The sequence below is a fragment of the Bacillus sp. PK6-013 genome (genome assembly GCF_054161445.1).
This window is the reverse complement of the sequence record NZ_CP096417.1, coordinates 3,868,239-3,886,113: the sequence shown is the minus strand read 5'-3', so window position 1 is coordinate 3,886,113 and position 17,875 is coordinate 3,868,239. Positions and strand designations below refer to the sequence as shown.

The following is a 17,875-nucleotide window of genomic DNA, read 5'->3' as shown; positions in this document are numbered from 1 at the left end:
GCCTTATGGGGAAACAAAAGATTCAAAAGGTGTATCCTTTGACACCGATGCAGGAAGGGATGCTGTACCACGCAATGCTTGATCCGGAATCTTCCTCTTACTTCACACAGCTGGAGCTATTCATAGACGGGGAATTTGATTTGGGGATCTTTGAAAAAAGCGTGAATCAGCTCGTGCATTCATACGATATTCTCAGAACGGTTTTTGTTCACCAGCAATTGCAAAAACCGCGCCAGGTTGTCCTGGCTGAACGGCAGGCAATAGTGGAATTTGAGGATCTTGCGGACTTGGATGAGGAAAGGCGAACAAACCGCATTGACCGGTATAAACAAGAGGTACAGGCTGCCGGGTTTAATTTAGCGAAAGACATGCTGTTTAAAACGGCAGTCTTTCGGCTTGACCGGAACAAGTACCGTCTCGTCTGGAGCAACCATCATATCGTGATGGACGGCTGGAGCATGGGGATATTAATGAAACGCCTTTTTCAAAACTATGAAGCGTTTCGAGCAAACCGGACGGTTCCGCTTGATCAGGGAAAACCGTATGCGGACTATATTAAATGGCTCGGCCGGCAGGATAAGGGTGAAGCGGCATCCTACTGGGAACACCGCCTTTCGGGTTTAGAAAGTCCGAGCGTCATTCCCGGCGGCAAACCGCGGCCGGATTCAGAATCGTACCGGAACGAGGAGTTTACGTTTGTTTGGGACAAGAATATGGTAGATGCTCTTCAACAGGCGGCAAACCGCTATCATGTCACAGCTCCAAACCTTTTTCAGGCGATTTGGGGAGCGGTTCTTGCCAAATATAACAGAACCGATGATGTGGTGTTCGGCACGGTTGTGTCCGGGCGCCCGTCGGAAATTGACGGAATCGAGCATATGGCAGGGCTGTTCATCAACACGATCCCTGTCCGTTTAAAGGTCGATCAAAACGTATCGTTTGCCGAGCTATTCAAACAAGCACAGCAGCATGCGATTGACGCGGAGCGGTACGACTATCTACCGCTCTATGAGATTCAAAAGCAATCGGCATTGGACCGCCGCTTGATCAGCCACCTTGTCGCGTTTGAGAACTATCCGCTTGATAAGGAGCTTGAAAACGGAACGATTCATGAGAGGCTCGGCTTTTCCATCAAGGCTGCCGGAGCTTTTGAACAAACGAATTACGACTTTAATTTGATCGTTTATCCGGGAGCTGAGTGGACGATCAAATTGAAATACAACGGTGCGGCTTTTGACGCGGCTTTCATTGAGCAGGCCGCCGGGCATTTAACGAGACTCGCAGAAGAGGCGATTGCAAACCCCGAATCAAAAGCAGCCAGCGCCGCCGTGTTATCAAAACAGGAGCAACAAACGCTGCTCGCTTTTAATCAAACAAAATCCGATTATCCAAGAGAAAAGACGATCCCGGTGCTGTTTGAAGAACAGGTTGAAGCGTCTCCTGACAAAACGGCTGTTGCCGCTGACGGAAGAAGCCTGACTTACCGCAGGCTGAATGAGAAAGCCAATCAGCTCGCGAGAAGACTGAAAGCTAAAGGCTTGATGCACGGAAATGCCGTCGCCATTATGATGGAGCGGTCGCTTGAAGCAGCCGTCAGCATGCTGGCGGTGCTGAAAGCAGGCGGCGTGTACGTGCCGATCGATCCCGGATATCCTGAAGAGCGGATTCGCTTTTTGCTCGAAGACAGCGGGTCAAAGATCGTCCTTACAAAAGACAGTACGCAGATTTCGCTGGAAGGGTATGAGGTGCTCGCCGTAAATGCGATGGATGCAGAAAAAGAAGATGCCGCCAACCTTGAACATGTCAACAAGCCCGAAGATCTTGCCTATTACATTTATACTTCCGGATCGACGGGCAGGCCGAAGGGCGTTATGGTCGAACACCGCAATATCGTCCGCCTTGTCAAAAATGCGGGCTACATCCCGCTGAAGAGCGGCGTGAAGATGGCGCAGACAGGGGCTGTCAGCTTTGATGCCAGTACATTTGAAGTATTCGGCGCACTGCTAAACGGAGGAACCCTTTATCCCGTCCCGAAAGAGACGCTCCTTGATGGAAAAAGGTTCAACATGTTTCTGAAGGAAACCGGAATCACAACAATGTGGCTGACTTCGCCTCTTTTCAATCAGCTTGCTCAGCAGGATCCGGGAATGTTTGCAACCTTGAACGATCTGATTATCGGCGGAGATGCCCTTGTTCCGGGAATCGTCAACAGAGTCAAACGCGAATCACCGGAACTGTCGCTTTGGAACGGATACGGGCCTACCGAAAATACGACATTTTCGACCTGTTTTTTGATCGATCAAGCATATGAGAGGACGATCCCGATTGGAAAGCCGATCGGAAATTCAACCGCCTATATCGTTGATGAACACGGCTCGCTTCAGCCGATCGGCGTGCCCGGTGAACTGTGTGTCGGCGGAGACGGGGTGGCGCGCGGCTACTTGAATCAGCCTGAGCTGACAGATGAAAAGTTTGTCGGCGATCCTTTTGCCGAAGGGAAGCGGATGTACCGTACGGGCGACTTGGCAAAATGGCTTCCCGACGGGAATATCGAATTCCTCGGCCGAATTGATCATCAAGTGAAGGTTCGCGGCTTCCGGATCGAATTAGGCGAGGTTGAAGCGGCTTTAGCCCGCCTTGAGGGGATTTCAGAAGCGGCCGCTGTCATTCGGGAAAACAACGCCGGAGAAAACGAGATTTGCGCCTATTACACTGCCGTTGGCACGAGGCCGGCCGCACAGCTGCGGACAGAGCTGTCCCGGTCGCTTCCGGAGTATATGATTCCGGCTCATTTGATCGAACTCGACAGCATGCCGCTGACAGCCAACGGAAAGGTTGACAAACGTCAGCTTCCGGCTCCTATCGCTGAAGAGACTGCTAGATTCGAAGCGCCAAAAAATGAAACGGAAGAAATTCTGGCGGCAATCTGGGAAGAGATTCTCGGCATCAAGCAGCCGGGAATCGATGACAACTTCTTTTCCATCGGCGGACACTCGCTGAAGGCGATGATGCTGACTGCCAAAATACAAGAGCAGCTCCAAAAAGAGGTGCCGATCAAAGTATTGTTTGAAAAACCGACGATCAGAGAGCTGGCCGAATTTCTTCAAGGAGAAACAAAAGAGGAAACCGCTTCGATTACGCCGGCACCATCCCGTCCGAATTACCCGGTTTCGTCCGCCCAACGGCGCATGTACATCCTCAATCAGCTCGAAGAAGCAAGCACGAGCTACAATGTGCCGGCGGTTCTGCTTTTGGAAGGCGAATTAGATAAGGAGCGTTTGGAAGCCGCGTTTCGGGCCTTGATCGGCCGCCATGAAACATTGCGGACATCGTTCGAATTAATCGATGGAGAAATCGTTCAAAGCATCCATCAAGACGCGGTTTTTCACCTGACGGAATCAGTGGCGGAAGAAGCGGAAGCCGAAGCGGCGATCAGAGAATTTATCCGGCCGTTTGAGCTGAATAAGGCGCCGCTCGTCCGGGCGGAGCTCGTGAAGCTTGAAGAAAAACGCCATCTGCTGATGATCGATATGCACCATATTATTACGGACGGAAGCTCCACCGGCATACTGATTCGCGACCTGGCCGGCTTCTACCACGGAGAAGAGGCGCCTGCCCCTAAGCTCCACTATAAAGATTTCGCTGTGTGGCAAAACGGACCGGAGCATCAGGAGAAATTGAAAGAACAAGAACAGTATTGGCTTGACGTTTTTAAAGGCGAGTTGCCTGTTCTCGATCTGCCGTACGATTTTCCGCGGCCGTCAAAACGCAGCTTTGAAGGTGACCGTGTCGTCTTCGGAATCGATCAAAAACTGACGGCAGACATTCAAAAGCTGCTTTCTGAAGCTGATGCGACACTTTATATGTTCCTGTTGGCTGCATTTAATATCCTGCTTTCCAAGTATGCGTCACAGGATGATTTGATCGTCGGATCGCCCGTGGCAGGCAGAACCCATCCGGATTTGCACAACATTCCGGGCATGTTTGTCAATACGCTGGCGCTCCGCAATCGTCCCGAAGGAGAAAAAACGTTTAAGCAGTTTTTGCAGGAAGTCAAAGAGACAAGTCTTCAAGGCTTTGCCAAGCAGGATTATCCGCTTGAAGAACTGATTGAAAAACTGCCATTGCCGCGGGATACAAGCCGAAATCCGCTGTTCAGCGTCTTTTTCAACATGCAGAACATGGAGGTCCCGACGCTGAAACTCGGAGATTTGCAGATTTCGTCTTACTCGGTGCGCCACCGCACGGCGAAGTTCGATCTGTCGCTTGAGGCTGTGGAGCATGATGGCGAAATCGGTTTGAGTTTTGACTATGCCGTATCCTTATTTAAAGAAGAAACGATTAGGCGCTGGAGCGGTCACTTCTTAAATGTGATTAAAAAAATCTGCGAAAACCCCGGCATTAAGCTCAGGGACATCGAACTGCTTTCAGTCAAAGAGCGCGCACTTCTGCTCGAAGAAGCGAGGCGCAGCCAGGCGGAGCGCCTTGAGGAGCGGCCGTTTCATGTACAGTTTGAAGAAAAGGTGGACGAAATGCCTGATCAGCCGGCCGTTGTCTGCGGGGAAACGATCCTCACATACCGCGTGCTCGATGAAAAAGCAAATCAGATCGCAAATGTGCTGCGCAGTGAAGGCGTCGGAAAAGACGATGTTGTCGGCATTATGCTGAATCGTTCTGCAGAGGTCGCCGCAGCGATTCTCGGTGTAATGAAATCAGGAGGCGCTTTTTTGCCGATTGATCCGGAAATGCCGACGAGCAGGGTGCAATATATGCTGGAAGACAGCGGAGTCCGCTGGCTCTTAACAGAACCTTCCCATCAAGTGGATCTTGCGGATTGGTATACCGGGAGACTGATAGATGTCAGAAAAGACACGCTGATGGCAAGTAATAAACGGCCGCATCCAACTACGGACGGAGCGAGTTTGGCGTACATCATCTACACATCCGGAACGACTGGCCGGCCGAAAGGTGTTCAGCTCGAACACCGGAATCTGGCAAACTATGTTTCCTGGTTTATCAGTGAGGCGCACCTGTCAGCTTCGGATAAAACGATGCTTTTGTCTTCCTATGCGTTCGATCTCGGATACACGAGCTTTTTCCCGGTGCTGCTTGCCGGAGGAGAGCTGCATATCGTCCCGAAAGAAACGTATACAGAACCGGAGGCATTTACTCATTATATCGGTGAACAAGGGATCACATATATGAAGCTGACGCCGTCGCTTTTCCATACGGTCGTTCAGCCGCAAAGCTTCGCTTTGGCAAAGGGGCTTCAGTCATTGAGACTGATTGTACTAGGGGGAGAAAAAATCAATCCGAAAGATGTGGAGCGGTTCCATTCCCGCTATCCGGACACCAGATTCATCAATCATTACGGTCCGACGGAAACGACGATCGGAGCAATCGCTAAACCGCTCGAGCCGGACATGATCGGACAATTCGCCGAGCGTCCGACGATTGGACGGCCGATTTCGGGCGCCGGAGCACTGGTATTAGACGCCTCCCACCGGCTTGTTCCCGCCGGAGCAGCAGGCGAGCTGTATATAACGGGAAGCGGGCTTGCAAGAGGATATGTGAACAACCGGGAACTCACGGCTGCGAAGTTTGTCGAAAATCCTTACACGCCGGGCACATTCATGTACCGAACAGGGGATCTCGTCCGCCGTCTTCCGAATGGAGAGATTGAATTTTTGGGGCGGACGGATGATCAGGTGAAAATCCGCGGCTACAGAATCGAATTGAAAGAAATCGAAGAAGCCTTTAACGGGCTTGATGATATAGAGCGGGCTATCGTTCTTTCCTTTACGACTGACTCGGGGTTAGACGAATTGTGCGCTTATATTCAAGCGAAACGACAGCTGCCGGTTTCCGAACTGAGAGAGCGTCTTTCCGAGCGGCTGCCGTCGTACATGATCCCGTCATACTTCGTAACGGTGGATAAAATGCCGCTTTCGGCAAACGGAAAAGTGGACCGCCGCGCACTCCCGGAGCCGCAAGGTCTAAACGGACGAAGCGATTCGTATAGAGCGCCGTCAACCGAAATTGAAAAAGCCCTCTGCGGCATTTGGGAAGAGGTGCTTGGCGTTCAGAAGGTCGGACTTGACGATAATTTCTTCGATCTTGGCGGACATTCATTAAAAGGAATGATGCTGACAGCGGAAATCCAATCCAAGCTCGGAAAAAAAGTACCGTTAAAAACATTGTTCGATTGTCCGACAGTCGGCTTGCTCGCCCGCAGTATTGAAGCATCCGAAGGACAGTCACAACAAAGCGCGATTCAGCCTGCCGAAAAACGCGACTGGTATCCGGTTTCATCCGCTCAGCAACGGATGTATGCCCTCCACCATTTTGAAAAGAACGGAACGGGCTACAACATGCCGTCTGTTCTCATGATGGAAGGCGTGCTTGATACGGATCGTTTAAGACGGGCGTTCGCCGACTTGGTGAACCGCCATGAATCATTGCGAACCGCATTTATTGAAGTCGATGGCCGTACCGTTCAAATTGTGCATGAAAAAGCGGACATTGACTTAAAGGTTATTCATATTCGTGAAGAGGACGCAGAAGCGGAAATCAACCGCTTTATCAGACCGTTTGATCTCAGCACCGCTCCGCTGATCAGAGCCGAGTTGCTTTCCATCAGCTCTACGCGCCATCTGCTTTTGATTGATACACATCATATTATTGCGGACGGCGTTTCCAGAAGCCTTTTCGTCAAAGAAATCGCTCAGCTTTATAAAGACGCTTCGCTCCCTGAGCCGAAGCTGCACTACAAGGATTATGCGGTGTGGCAGCAAGAACCTGACCAGCAAGAAAACATTCGGAAACAGGAAGATTTCTGGCTCCGTCAGTTTAAGGAAAGCGTTCCGGAACTCAGCCTTCCGCTCGACTTTCCGCGTCCTCCTGTCCAAAGCTTTGCCGGTGACCGGGTTCGCTTTAAAGTATCAAAAGACACCGCCCTTAAAATGCGCCGTTTGACGGCGGAAACAAACACGACGCTGAATATTGTGATGCTCGCCGTTTTTAACCTGTTTTTAAGCCGTCTATCCGGCCAAAACGATATTGTCGTCGGTACAGCGGCAGCGGGCAGAACGAATGCTGATCTGAAAGACATGCCGGGAATGTTCGTCAATTCGTTGGCGCTGAAAAACCATGTGCCTGATCAAGCATCATTCAGCGAGTTTCTGGAAGAGGTCAAAAACAACAGCCTCGCAGCCCTCGACCATCAGGACTATCCGTTTGAAGAGCTGATCGCCAAGCTTGATTTACCGCGCGACATGAGCCGGAATCCGCTGTTCAATGTCATGCTGACAACGGAAGATCCTGATAAAGAGACGCTCGATTTAGACGGTCTGACAATCGAGCCGTACGAGATTTCACATGCAGCTGCCAAGTTCGACCTGACACTTGGGGCTTATGAAAAAGATCATGAAATTGGTCTTCAGTTCGAATATGCAACAGATTTGTTTCAGAAACAAACGATTGAACGCTGGAGCGGATACTTGCTTAACCTGCTCGAAGCGGTTGCCGAAAACCCGGATGCCCGCCTTTCAGAGCTTTCGCTTCTGGATGAAGCGGAAAAACGGCGGATCGTCCAAAATTGGAATGAGACGAAGCTTGATGTGCCGGAGGACAAAACGGTCCATGAGCTGTTCGAAGCGCAAGTCCTCCGCACGCCTGACCGCGGGGCAGCGGTGTACAACGGCGTGGAGTGGACATACAAAGAGCTGAACGCGCGGGCGAACCGCCTGGCTCGGCTGCTGATCGAAAAAGGGGCCCGCCCTGAACAGCGGATCGGGATCATGGTCAAGCCTTCGCTTGAAATGGCCGCTGGCGTGCTCGGAATTTTGAAAGCGGGAGCGGCCTATGTGCCGATCGATCCTAGCTATCCGGCCGAGCGGATCGGATACGTGCTGAAAGACAGCGGCGCAGAGCTGCTTTTGACGCAAAGCGGATTAACGGTGCCAGACACATTTACCGGAGACGTGATCGATTTGAATAGAGAAGGCTCCATTCTGGACGGCGAGCTTTATCCAGAGGATGACATGAATCCAAACGCGCAAGTTCAGTCAGACAACCTGGCCTACTTGATCTACACATCGGGCACGACCGGCCAGCCGAAAGGCGTCATGGTCGAACACCGGTCGCTTGTGAATTTGTGTTATTGGCATAATGACGCCTTTAAGGTCACCGAACACGACAAAAGCGCGAAATATGCCGGCTTCGGCTTTGATGCTTCCGTCTGGGAAATGTTCCCGTACTGGATCGCCGGAGCGGAGCTTCACATCATCGATGAATCGATTCGGATGGATATTACGCGCTTGAATCAATACTTTGAAGAGAACAAAATAACGATCACGTTCCTGCCGACACAGTTGTGCGAACAGTTCATGGAGCTGGACAACCAGTCGCTGCGCGTGCTGCTTACGGGCGGAGACAAGCTGAAACGGATCGCAAAACGCTCCTACACGCTCGTCAACAACTATGGACCGACGGAAAACACGGTCGTCGCGACGAGCACGGCGATTGATCCTGATGAAGGAATGCTTTCAATCGGAAAGCCGATCGCCAATACGCGGGTGTATGTGCTAGGACAAAACAACGAAGTCCAGCCTGTCGGTGTCGCGGGTGAGCTGTGCATCGCCGGCCGCGGGCTTGCGCGCGGCTATTTGAACAAGCCGGAGGAAACGGCGAAGCGTTTTACGGAAGACCCGTTTGTGCCGGGCGAGCGCATGTACCGGACGGGGGACGCGGTCAAATGGCTGGAAGATGGACGGCTTGAGTACATCGGCCGAATTGACCAGCAGGTGAAAATCCGCGGCTTCCGGATCGAACTTTCTGAAATCGAAGTCCAGCTCGCGCGGCTCTCTGAAGTGCAGGAAGCCGTCGTCACCGACATCGAAGACGCCTGCGGCAACAAAGCGCTGTGCGGCTATGTCGTTGCGAATGAACAGCTTGATACAGAAAGCCTCGCCCGGAAGCTGGCGCAGACGCTCCCGGACTATATGGTACCGTCATTCTGGGTGCAGCTTAAAGAGCTTCCGGTTACGGCGAACGGAAAAGTCGACCGAAGGGCGCTGCCTCAGCCTGACGTCGAAGCGCAGACAGCCGAATACAAAGCGCCGCTTACAGAAACGGAACAGCTGTTGGCGGACATTTGGCAGGAGGTTCTCGGTATAGACCGAATCGGGATCACAGACAATTTCTTCGCGCTCGGCGGGGACTCGATCAAAGGAATTCAAATGGCAAGCCGGCTTCAGCAGCACGGGTGGAAGCTGGAGATGAAGGACTTGTTTCAGCACCCGACGATCGGAGAGATCAGTTCGTATATTGAATGGGCCGATGCTAAACCGATCAATCAAGGACCTGTCGAAGGGGAAGTCACATTGACGCCGATTCAGCGCTGGTTCTTTGAACGCAAATTTACGAACGAGCATCACTGGAATCAGTCGGTTATGCTTCACGCGCCTTCAGGGTTTGACCCGGAGCTCGTTGAACAGACATTGGCGGCATTGACAGAGCATCATGATGCCTTGCGCATGGTGTATCAAAAGAAAAACGGCCGCCTCATTCAGTATAACCGCGGGCCGGGCGACCGTTCGTTCGCCTTTCGAGTGGTTGACCTTCGATATGTCACTGACATTGAAACGGAAATCGCCGCCCAGGCAAACCGTCTTCAGGCAAGCCTTGATCTCGAAAACGGGCCGCTTGTAAAGGCAGAACAGTATCAGACTGCGGAAGGCGACCATTTGCTGATCGTCATTCACCATTTGGTGATCGACGGCGTGTCATGGCGAATTCTGCTGGAAGACTTTGCATCAGGCTATTCGCAAGCCGCACAGCAGCATGACATTGTCTTCCCCGACAAAACCAATTCGTTTAAAGACTGGGCAAAAGAGCTTGAGGCATATGCACAAAGCGAACGCTTTCTTAAAACGGTCGATTATTGGCGCAGACTTGAACAAGAGCGCATTTGCGAGCTGCCGAAAGATCGGGCTGCCGCAGAAAGAAAAGCGGAAAACAATTCTGCAGTTACGTTTGAATTAAGCGAAGCGGAGACGCGTCTGCTGCTGACGAAAGTGCATGAGCCGTATGGAACGGATATCAACGACATCCTGCTTTCCGCCCTCAGCCTGACAATCAGAGAATGGACGAACGGCTCCAATATTTGCATCAATATGGAAGGGCACGGCAGAGAGGAAATCATTCCGGGGATGAATATTTCGAGAACGGCGGGATGGTTTACCGCGCAATATCCGGTTGTTTTAAAAAGCGAAGCAGCGGCAGGATTGCCTGAGACCATTAAAAACGTCAAAGAAACCCTTCGGCGCATTCCTGACAAAGGAATCGGCTACGGCATCCTTCGCTACTTAACAGACCGGAAAAAAGCCGGTGCCGATTTCTCGATCAAGCCTGACATCAGCTTTAACTACCTGGGGCAGATCGACAGGGAGGTGCAGACCGATTTCTTCGGACCTTCTTCTTATGATATGGGCAGACAGGTTTCTGAAAGGTCTGAAGCGCTCTATGCGCTGAGCTTCAGCGGCATCATCAGCAAGGAAAAATTCATCTTGTCATGTTCATTCAATACAGAGGAATATGACAGACAGACCGTACAAGGGCTGATGGACAGATTCAAAGCTTCCCTAACGGCATTGATCGACCATTGTACAGCTAAAGAGGAGCGCGAATTTACACCGAGTGATTTTTCTGCCGGCGATCTTGAGATGGAAGAAATGGGCGACCTGTTTGACGTTCTTGAAGAAAACTTGAAATAAACACCGAGGACTTGCCCGCTTGTTAAGCGGGCGAGCCTATGAAAGGGGGATACGATTTTGAGCCAGTTCAAAAAAGAACATGTCCAGGACATATACTATTTGTCGCCGATGCAGGAAGGGATGCTGTTTCATACGCTGCTGCATCCGGGACAAGGCTTTTATATTGAACAAATCAGCATGCAGGTGAAAGGCTCTTTTCAAAAAGATATATTGGAAAAAAGCATGAATGTCATCATCGGCAGGTATGATATATTCCGAACCGTTTTCGTTCATGAAAAAATGAAACGTCCGGTTCAAGTCGTTTTAAAGGAAAGGTCGTTTCAGGCAGAAGAAATTGATCTATCAGGACTTTCTGAAGCAGAACAAAATGAGAGAATCGAAGATTATAAACGAAAAGATAAAGAAAAAGGGTTTAACCTCTCAAAAGACATTCCGATGAGAACCGCGGTTTTTAAAAAGGGACAGGACCGTTACGAATGGGTGTGGAGCTATCATCATATTCTTCTGGACGGATGGTGCTTCGGGATCGTCGTACAGGAACTGTTTGAAGTGTACAACGCGCTCCGCGAAAACAGGCTATACAGCCTCGGGCCCGTCAAACCTTATAAAGACTATATTAAATGGCTCGAAAGTCAGGACAAACAAAGATCGCTGGCTTACTGGGAACATCATTTAGCAGGATTCGAAGGGCAGACGACATTCAGCGAACAGCGGAAAAAACCGGAGCAAGCCGGCAATCAGCCGGAAGAACTGCTGTTTACACTTCCAAAAGAAGATACAGAAGTGTTCACACAGCTTGCAAAAGCGCATCATACCACGTTGAGCACGGCTCTTCAGGCGGTGTGGTCGGTGCTGCTCAGCCGCTATCAGCGATCCCGCGATCTGATCTTCGGTACAGTTGTGTCAGGCCGCCCCGCTGACATTCAAGGTGTCGAGCACATGGTCGGTTTGTTTATCAATGTCGTCCCGAAACGGGTAACCTTTGGCGCGCAAACGACCTTTACAGAGCTGGTCGCTGAATTGCAGAAGCAGGCGCTTGAAGCTGAGCCGCATCAATATATGCCGCTCTATGATATCCAAAGTCATATAGCAGCGCCGAACTTGATCGACCACATTATCGTTTTTGAAAATTATCCGCTGCAAGAAGCCAACAAACAGCACGAAGAAAAAAATCTCGGCTTCACAATGGATGATATCACCGTTTTCGAAAAATCGAATTATGATCTGAATTTGCTTGCTTCACCGGGTGAAGAAATGCTGCTGAAACTCGCATACAACAGGAATGTCTTCGAACCATCTTTCATCTTGCAGCTAAAAGAACAGCTATTGACAGCTATTCGCGAGATCATCAGAAATCCGGAGCAGCCGCTTGACGACATTTGTGTCGTATCCAAAAAGGAAAAAGAGCGCCTTCTCCATGAATTTAACGGTCAAGTCCAACGGAAGCAAACCGGGCTGACGATCCCGCAACGGTTTGAGCAATGTGCTGAAGCGCTCCCGGAACAACCCGCGGTATCAGCGGCCGGGCGGACGCTGACATATCGGGAATTGAACGAACAGGCGAACAAGGTCGCGCATCTTTTGCGCAAAAAGAACGTCGGCCGCGGCGAACCTGTCGCTCTTTTGTTCCGTCGTTCGCCGGAAATGGTCATCGCGATACTCGCCGTCTTAAAAGCAGGGGGCGCCTATCTGCCGATTGACCCGGAATATCCTGAAGCGCGGATTCAGTATATGCTGGAGGACAGCGGGGCTGTTTGCATGCTGACACAAGAAGAGCTTGCCGGACAGGCGGCGTCGCTTTCTTTTCATCAGAATACGATCTTGATCGACGATCCGGCGGTGTCTGCAGAAAGCGGGCGAAACCTTGAAATTGCCGCCGAACCGGACGACCTTGCTTATATCATGTATACGTCAGGCACAACGGGAAAACCGAAAGGCAATCTGACGACACATGCCAATATTACAAGAGTTGTAAAAGAGACAAACTACATCAGCCTTTCCGAGAAAGACACCTTGCTGTCCCTTTCAAACTATGCGTTTGACGGCTTCACATTTGATGTGTACGGCGCGCTTTTAAACGGAGCAAAGCTGGTAGTGGCCGATCAGGCGACGATTCTCCATATCGGCAAGCTGACAGAAACGATTCAGAAGGAGAACATCACGGTCATGTTTGTGACAACGGCGCTGTTCAACCTCCTGGTCGATGCGGGAACAGAGTGGATGAAAGGGATTCGCAAAGTTCTGTTCGGCGGAGAGCGCTCATCTGTCAGCCATGTCAAGAAAGCATTTGCCGCCATGGGACCGGACAGGATCATTCATGTATACGGGCCGACGGAAACGACCGTCTTCGCGACGTTCTATCCGGTCAACCGCATTGAGGACAGCGCGGTTTCCATTCCGATCGGCAAGCCGATAAACGAAACCAATGCATACATTCTGACGGAAAATAACCGGCTTCAACCGATTGGAGCGGTAGGTGAATTGTGTCTGAGCGGTACAGGGGTATCGCGCGGCTATTTAAACAGGCCGGAACTGACTGCGGAAAAATTCGTGCCGCATCCGTTCAACAGCGGTGAAACGATGTACAGGACAGGGGATCTGGCCCGCTGGCTGCCGGACGGCAATATCGACTTCATCGGCCGGATCGATGATCAAGTGAAAATCCGCGGCCACCGAATTGAGCTCGGTGAAATCGAAGAGGAGCTGATGCGCTGTCAAGGCGTAAAGGAAGCCGTTGTAATCGCCAAGAAAAGCGGGAATGGGGATGCGGCGCTCACCGCCTATGTCGTCCCGGTGCGGGGAGCTGTGGTTTCGAACGAGGAGGTTCGCCGCCAACTGGCTCGGAATCTCCCGGCTTACATGGTGCCGGATGCATATATCATGCTTGAAGAGCTGCCGCTCACCGCAAACGGAAAAGTCAACCGCCGCCTTCTTCCTGAAGCAGATGGCCGGCCGAATCCAACAGAGCACCGTGCACCTCGCAATATGACGGAAGAAAAGCTTGCGATCATTTGGTCTGAGGTTCTCGGTAGACAGCAGATCGGAATAGACGAGAACTTTTTTGAAATCGGGGGACATTCATTGAAAGCTATGGCTGTCACCTCCCGGATGCTGAAAGATCTCGCCATCGATGTTCCGGTGAATGTGTTGTTTGAAATGCCCACAATCGAGGGCCTCGCGGCTTATATCGACCAGGGCGGACATACGGATGACGTGAAAAAAACCGTCTTCAATCAGGAAAGCACCCGCCATTTGTTCGCATTCCCACCTGTCCTCGGCTATGGCATCGTGTACGGCAAACTGGCCGAACAAATGCCGGAATACAAGATTCATGCGTTTGACTTTATAGAAAGCGATGACCGCGCCGTGCGCTACGCAGAAGCCATCTCCGGCCTTCAGCCTGAAGGGCCGCTGACATTGATCGGCTATTCGGCCGGCTGCGGACTCGCCTTTGAAGTGGCGCAAACACTCGAAAAGAACGGGCGGAAAGTCGAAAAGCTGCTGATGATCGATTCATATATGAAGAACGGTGTCAGCGATTTAGAAGGGCGGTCAATTGAAGCTGATACAGCTGCTCTGATGGAAGCCAACAAGGACAATGAATATATGAAAATCAAGACGGTTGCCGATGGCATCGCCAAAAAGATGGCAGCCTATTATTCTTACTTTGTTAACCTTGTCCATCAAGGAACGGTCAGCTGCGAGATTCACTTGATCAAATCAGAGCACGCGAAACCGCTCCCGGAATGGCTTTCGACGTGGAAAGAAGGAACGGAGTCTTCTTATGATGAATATCAAGGTGCTGGAAGACATGATGAAATGCTCGCGGACGTCTTTGTCAAAACCAATGCAGATCTGATCAGACAGATTTTGGGCGAACGTGCCGCTGTAATCGGGGGTGCATGATAAATGAACGAGATCATTAAGCAGTTTGGAGCGCCGGCAGGCGGCACGCAGTTGATCTGTTTCCCGTTTGCCGGGGGATATTCGGCATCATTCAGACCGCTTTATGAACATTTAAAAGCAGATTTTGAAGTACTGGCCATCGAACCGCCTGGACACGGAACAAATCGAATGGCGTTTGTCGACAATTTGGAAGAACTCGTCGATCTGTATATAGCGGCGCTCAAGCCGAGGCTCTCCGCTCCATTCGTACTGTTCGGCCACAGCATGGGCGGGATGGTTGTTTACAGGTTGACGCAAAAGCTTGAACAAGAAGGCATCTTTCCGGCAGCTGCGGTGATTTCAGCGATTCAGCCGCCTCATATTCAGCGGCAAAAAGTGTCTCACAAAAATGATGACGCATTTCTCGACCATCTCATCCAGCTTGGCGGAATACCCCAACAACTGAAAGATAACAGGGAAGTCATGAACTTTTTCCTGCCGTCATTCAGAGCGGACTACAGAGCGCTTGAGACGTTCTGCCATACGGATCATACGCCGCTCATGTCGCCTGTTCATATCCTGAACGGAGATCGCGATGAAAAATGCATGAAGGATGCGCATGGCTGGAAAAAGTGGGCGCGTACGATCGATTTCCACTATTTCAAAGGCGGCCATATGTATCTTTTAGCAAAAACGGAACAAGTAGCCGCGAAGATCAAAACGATTGCCGCGGCCAGCCGCAAGGAGGCCGGCCCGGCAATATAAAGAAAAACGGAAAATCGGTGTGTTGAAACAGCCGATTTTCCGTTTTTCAGCCTTTTTTCAGCCGACTTTCCGGCCTGACCATCGTCGCTCCGATCAGTCCGGCAATAATCATCCCCGTTCCTGCGAAGTGAAACCATTCAAGTGATTCTCCCAGCCATATGATCCCAGCCAAAATCGTCACCAGTGTCGCCAGATGATTAAACATGCTGATTTTCGCAGCTTCTATTTTTGAGAGAGCATAATTAGATAAAAATGATGTCGCAAACGATGACAACACGCCCAAATACAAAACCGAAAGAATAAACACCGGATCAGTGAAGGGAGCAAAAAATCCGCTCAGCGTGCCGTCTGCCATGTGACTGATCCCGGCGATGCCGTTGAAAAAGAGAAATCCCGCACCAGTGGTCACATATGTTAATTCAAGCGAATTGAAGGTGCGTGTCATCTTTCTCGCGAGCACACTGTAGCCCGCCGATGAAAGCGCCGAAAGCAAAATCAGCGCCGCCCCTCTCAAATCGGAGCTTCCGGTGCCTGCGCTTTTCATCATAAAGATGCAGGCCACCCCCGCCGCTGACAAGACGGTGAAAAAGAATTGCCGCTTCGTAAACCGTTCATTTAAAAAATAAGCGGCGAATATCATCGTAAAGATCGGGATCGCCGCTTGAATGATGCCGGCTTCAGACGAAGACGTGTAGACGAGCCCAAACACTTGAAAAGCAAAAAACATGACAGGATAAAATAAAGCTAAAGGCAGTACCTTCAGCGCATCTTTCATGCTGATGCCGATCTTTACCCATCCAAGCAGAAGGGGAAAAAGCGCGGCCAAAAAAGCGACCGTAAAGCGATGGGCCAGAATATCGACCGGATTCGCTGCAGTGAGAGCCAATTTGACAAAGAAAAAAGAAAACCCAATGATAAAAGCATAGAGCAAAGCTGCCGCATAAGCAGATTTGTTCAAAGTCGATCATCTCCGTTAAAGTATGCATGCAATACAGATATTTTACCGGCTTCTGTCATCTTATACGGAAGCGAAATCTGATACAATACAAAAAAACGGAATCTGTACCGTTACAGATTGGCGAAGGAGACGAACATGCACAAATATGTAGCGCTGATGAACGAATTGGAGGATATGATCGAAGACAAATCCTTTCAGGAAGGGGACAGGCTGCCGTCCATCCGCGAGCTGTCCGTACGCTTCAAAGTAAGCAAAAGCACGGTCATCAGGGCGTTTAGCGAGCTGGAGAGACAGCACCTCATCTACTCAGTGCCGAAAAGCGGCTATTACGTCGTGAAAAAAACGAATCAGCGACCAAATCCCGGAAAGGCTGTGATCGATTTCTCAGCATCTGCTCCTGATCCTGATGTCTTTCCATACATCGATTTTCAGCATTGCATCAATAAAGCCATTGACACATACAAAAACGATCTGTTTATCTATGGGACGCCGAAAGGTCTTCCGTCATTAATCGAGGCCATACAAAAAGAGCTTGCCAACGGCCAGGTGTTTGCGAAAGAGGAACACATTTTTATTACATCAGGCGTGCAGCAGGCCCTCGCTCTGCTCGCTTCAATGCCTTTTCCCAACCGGAAGCGGAAAATTCTGATCGAACAGCCGAGCTATCATTTACTGATTCAATACCTTGAAGTTCACGGCATACCCGCAATCGGCATCGAGAGAACCGCTGAGGGCATCGATATGGACGAGCTGGAGCAAACTTTCCAAACCGAAGACATCAAATTCTTTTATACGATGCCGAGATTCCACAATCCGCTCGGGACTTCCTATACGGAACGGGAAAAAATGGCCATCGTCAAGCTGGCGGAAAAGTATGACGTCTATATCGCCGAGGATGATTTTTTAGGAGATTTGGAGAATCATAAAAAGGCGGACCCGTTACATTATTATGACGTTTCTTCACACGTCATTTATTTGAAAAGTTTCTCCAAGATTATTTTTCCGGGTCTGCGGGTCGGAGCCGCTGTGCTGCCCGATTCTCTGACAGATGTGTTCAACCGGTACAAACAGCTGCTCGACATTGACAGTTCCATGCTGTCTCAGGCCGCTTTGGAGATCTATTTGAAGAGCGGGATGTTTGAAAAGCATAAGCAAAAGATCCGTTCTTCCTATCAAAAAAGATCATGCCTTCTGCATGATCTGCTAAAAGAATGTGCCGCGTCACTGGGGGATGTGCTTGAATTCCATCCACACGGCCATCCGGCCATCCACACCCACATCGAATTGGACCGGACGATCCCGGCGTCCCGTCTGATCAAAAGCTTACAAAAACGGAACGTCCTGCTCGAACCGGTAAACGCTCATTATATGTCGGCCTTTCCAAAAAGAAATCTATTAAAAATCAATACGTCCAATGTAAAGGAAGACGACATCCGCCGCGGCATCGACCGCTTGCGGCAAGCGGTGGAAACCGCTTATTTTTAGAGCGGAA

The 17,875-nt window shown here is 50.6% G+C and carries 5 protein-coding genes; 4 read left to right on the top strand and 1 reads right to left on the bottom strand.

Annotated elements, in window-relative coordinates; all coding sequences use genetic code 11:
• Positions 1-5 precede the first annotated feature (5 nt).
• From licB to licTE, 3 genes are read left to right on the top strand one after another with little or no spacing between them, the layout of a single operon-like run.
• The gene (licB, locus tag M1E03_RS19550) at positions 6-10,775 is read left to right on the top strand and encodes a lichenysin non-ribosomal peptide synthetase LicB (protein ID WP_429674027.1); all 10,770 of its coding nucleotides are present in this window, start codon (positions 6-8) and stop codon (positions 10,773-10,775) included.
• Between the two features lie 57 nt (positions 10,776-10,832).
• Positions 10,833-14,681, top strand: a complete 3,849-nt coding sequence (licC, locus tag M1E03_RS19545; RefSeq protein WP_458110569.1) for a lichenysin non-ribosomal peptide synthetase LicC — start codon at positions 10,833-10,835, stop codon at positions 14,679-14,681.
• A gap of 3 nt (positions 14,682-14,684) precedes the next feature.
• The gene (gene licTE / locus M1E03_RS19540; protein ID WP_035337259.1) at positions 14,685-15,425 is read left to right on the top strand and encodes a lichenysin biosynthesis thioesterase LicTE; all 741 of its coding nucleotides are present in this window, start codon (positions 14,685-14,687) and stop codon (positions 15,423-15,425) included.
• Between the two features lie 46 nt (positions 15,426-15,471).
• Here the strand turns inward: licTE and M1E03_RS19535 are convergent, their stop codons facing one another.
• Complete coding sequence (locus tag M1E03_RS19535; protein ID WP_020450109.1) at positions 15,472-16,383, bottom strand: DMT family transporter; 912 nt, start codon at positions 16,381-16,383, stop codon at positions 15,472-15,474.
• Positions 16,384-16,518: 135 nt separating this feature from the next.
• On the opposite strand from M1E03_RS19535, the gene M1E03_RS19530 reads away from it, so the two are divergent.
• A complete protein-coding gene (locus tag M1E03_RS19530; RefSeq protein ID WP_026580518.1) occupies positions 16,519-17,868 on the top strand; it encodes an aminotransferase-like domain-containing protein in 1,350 nt (449 codons plus the stop codon).
• Positions 17,869-17,875: the final 7 nt, after the last annotated feature.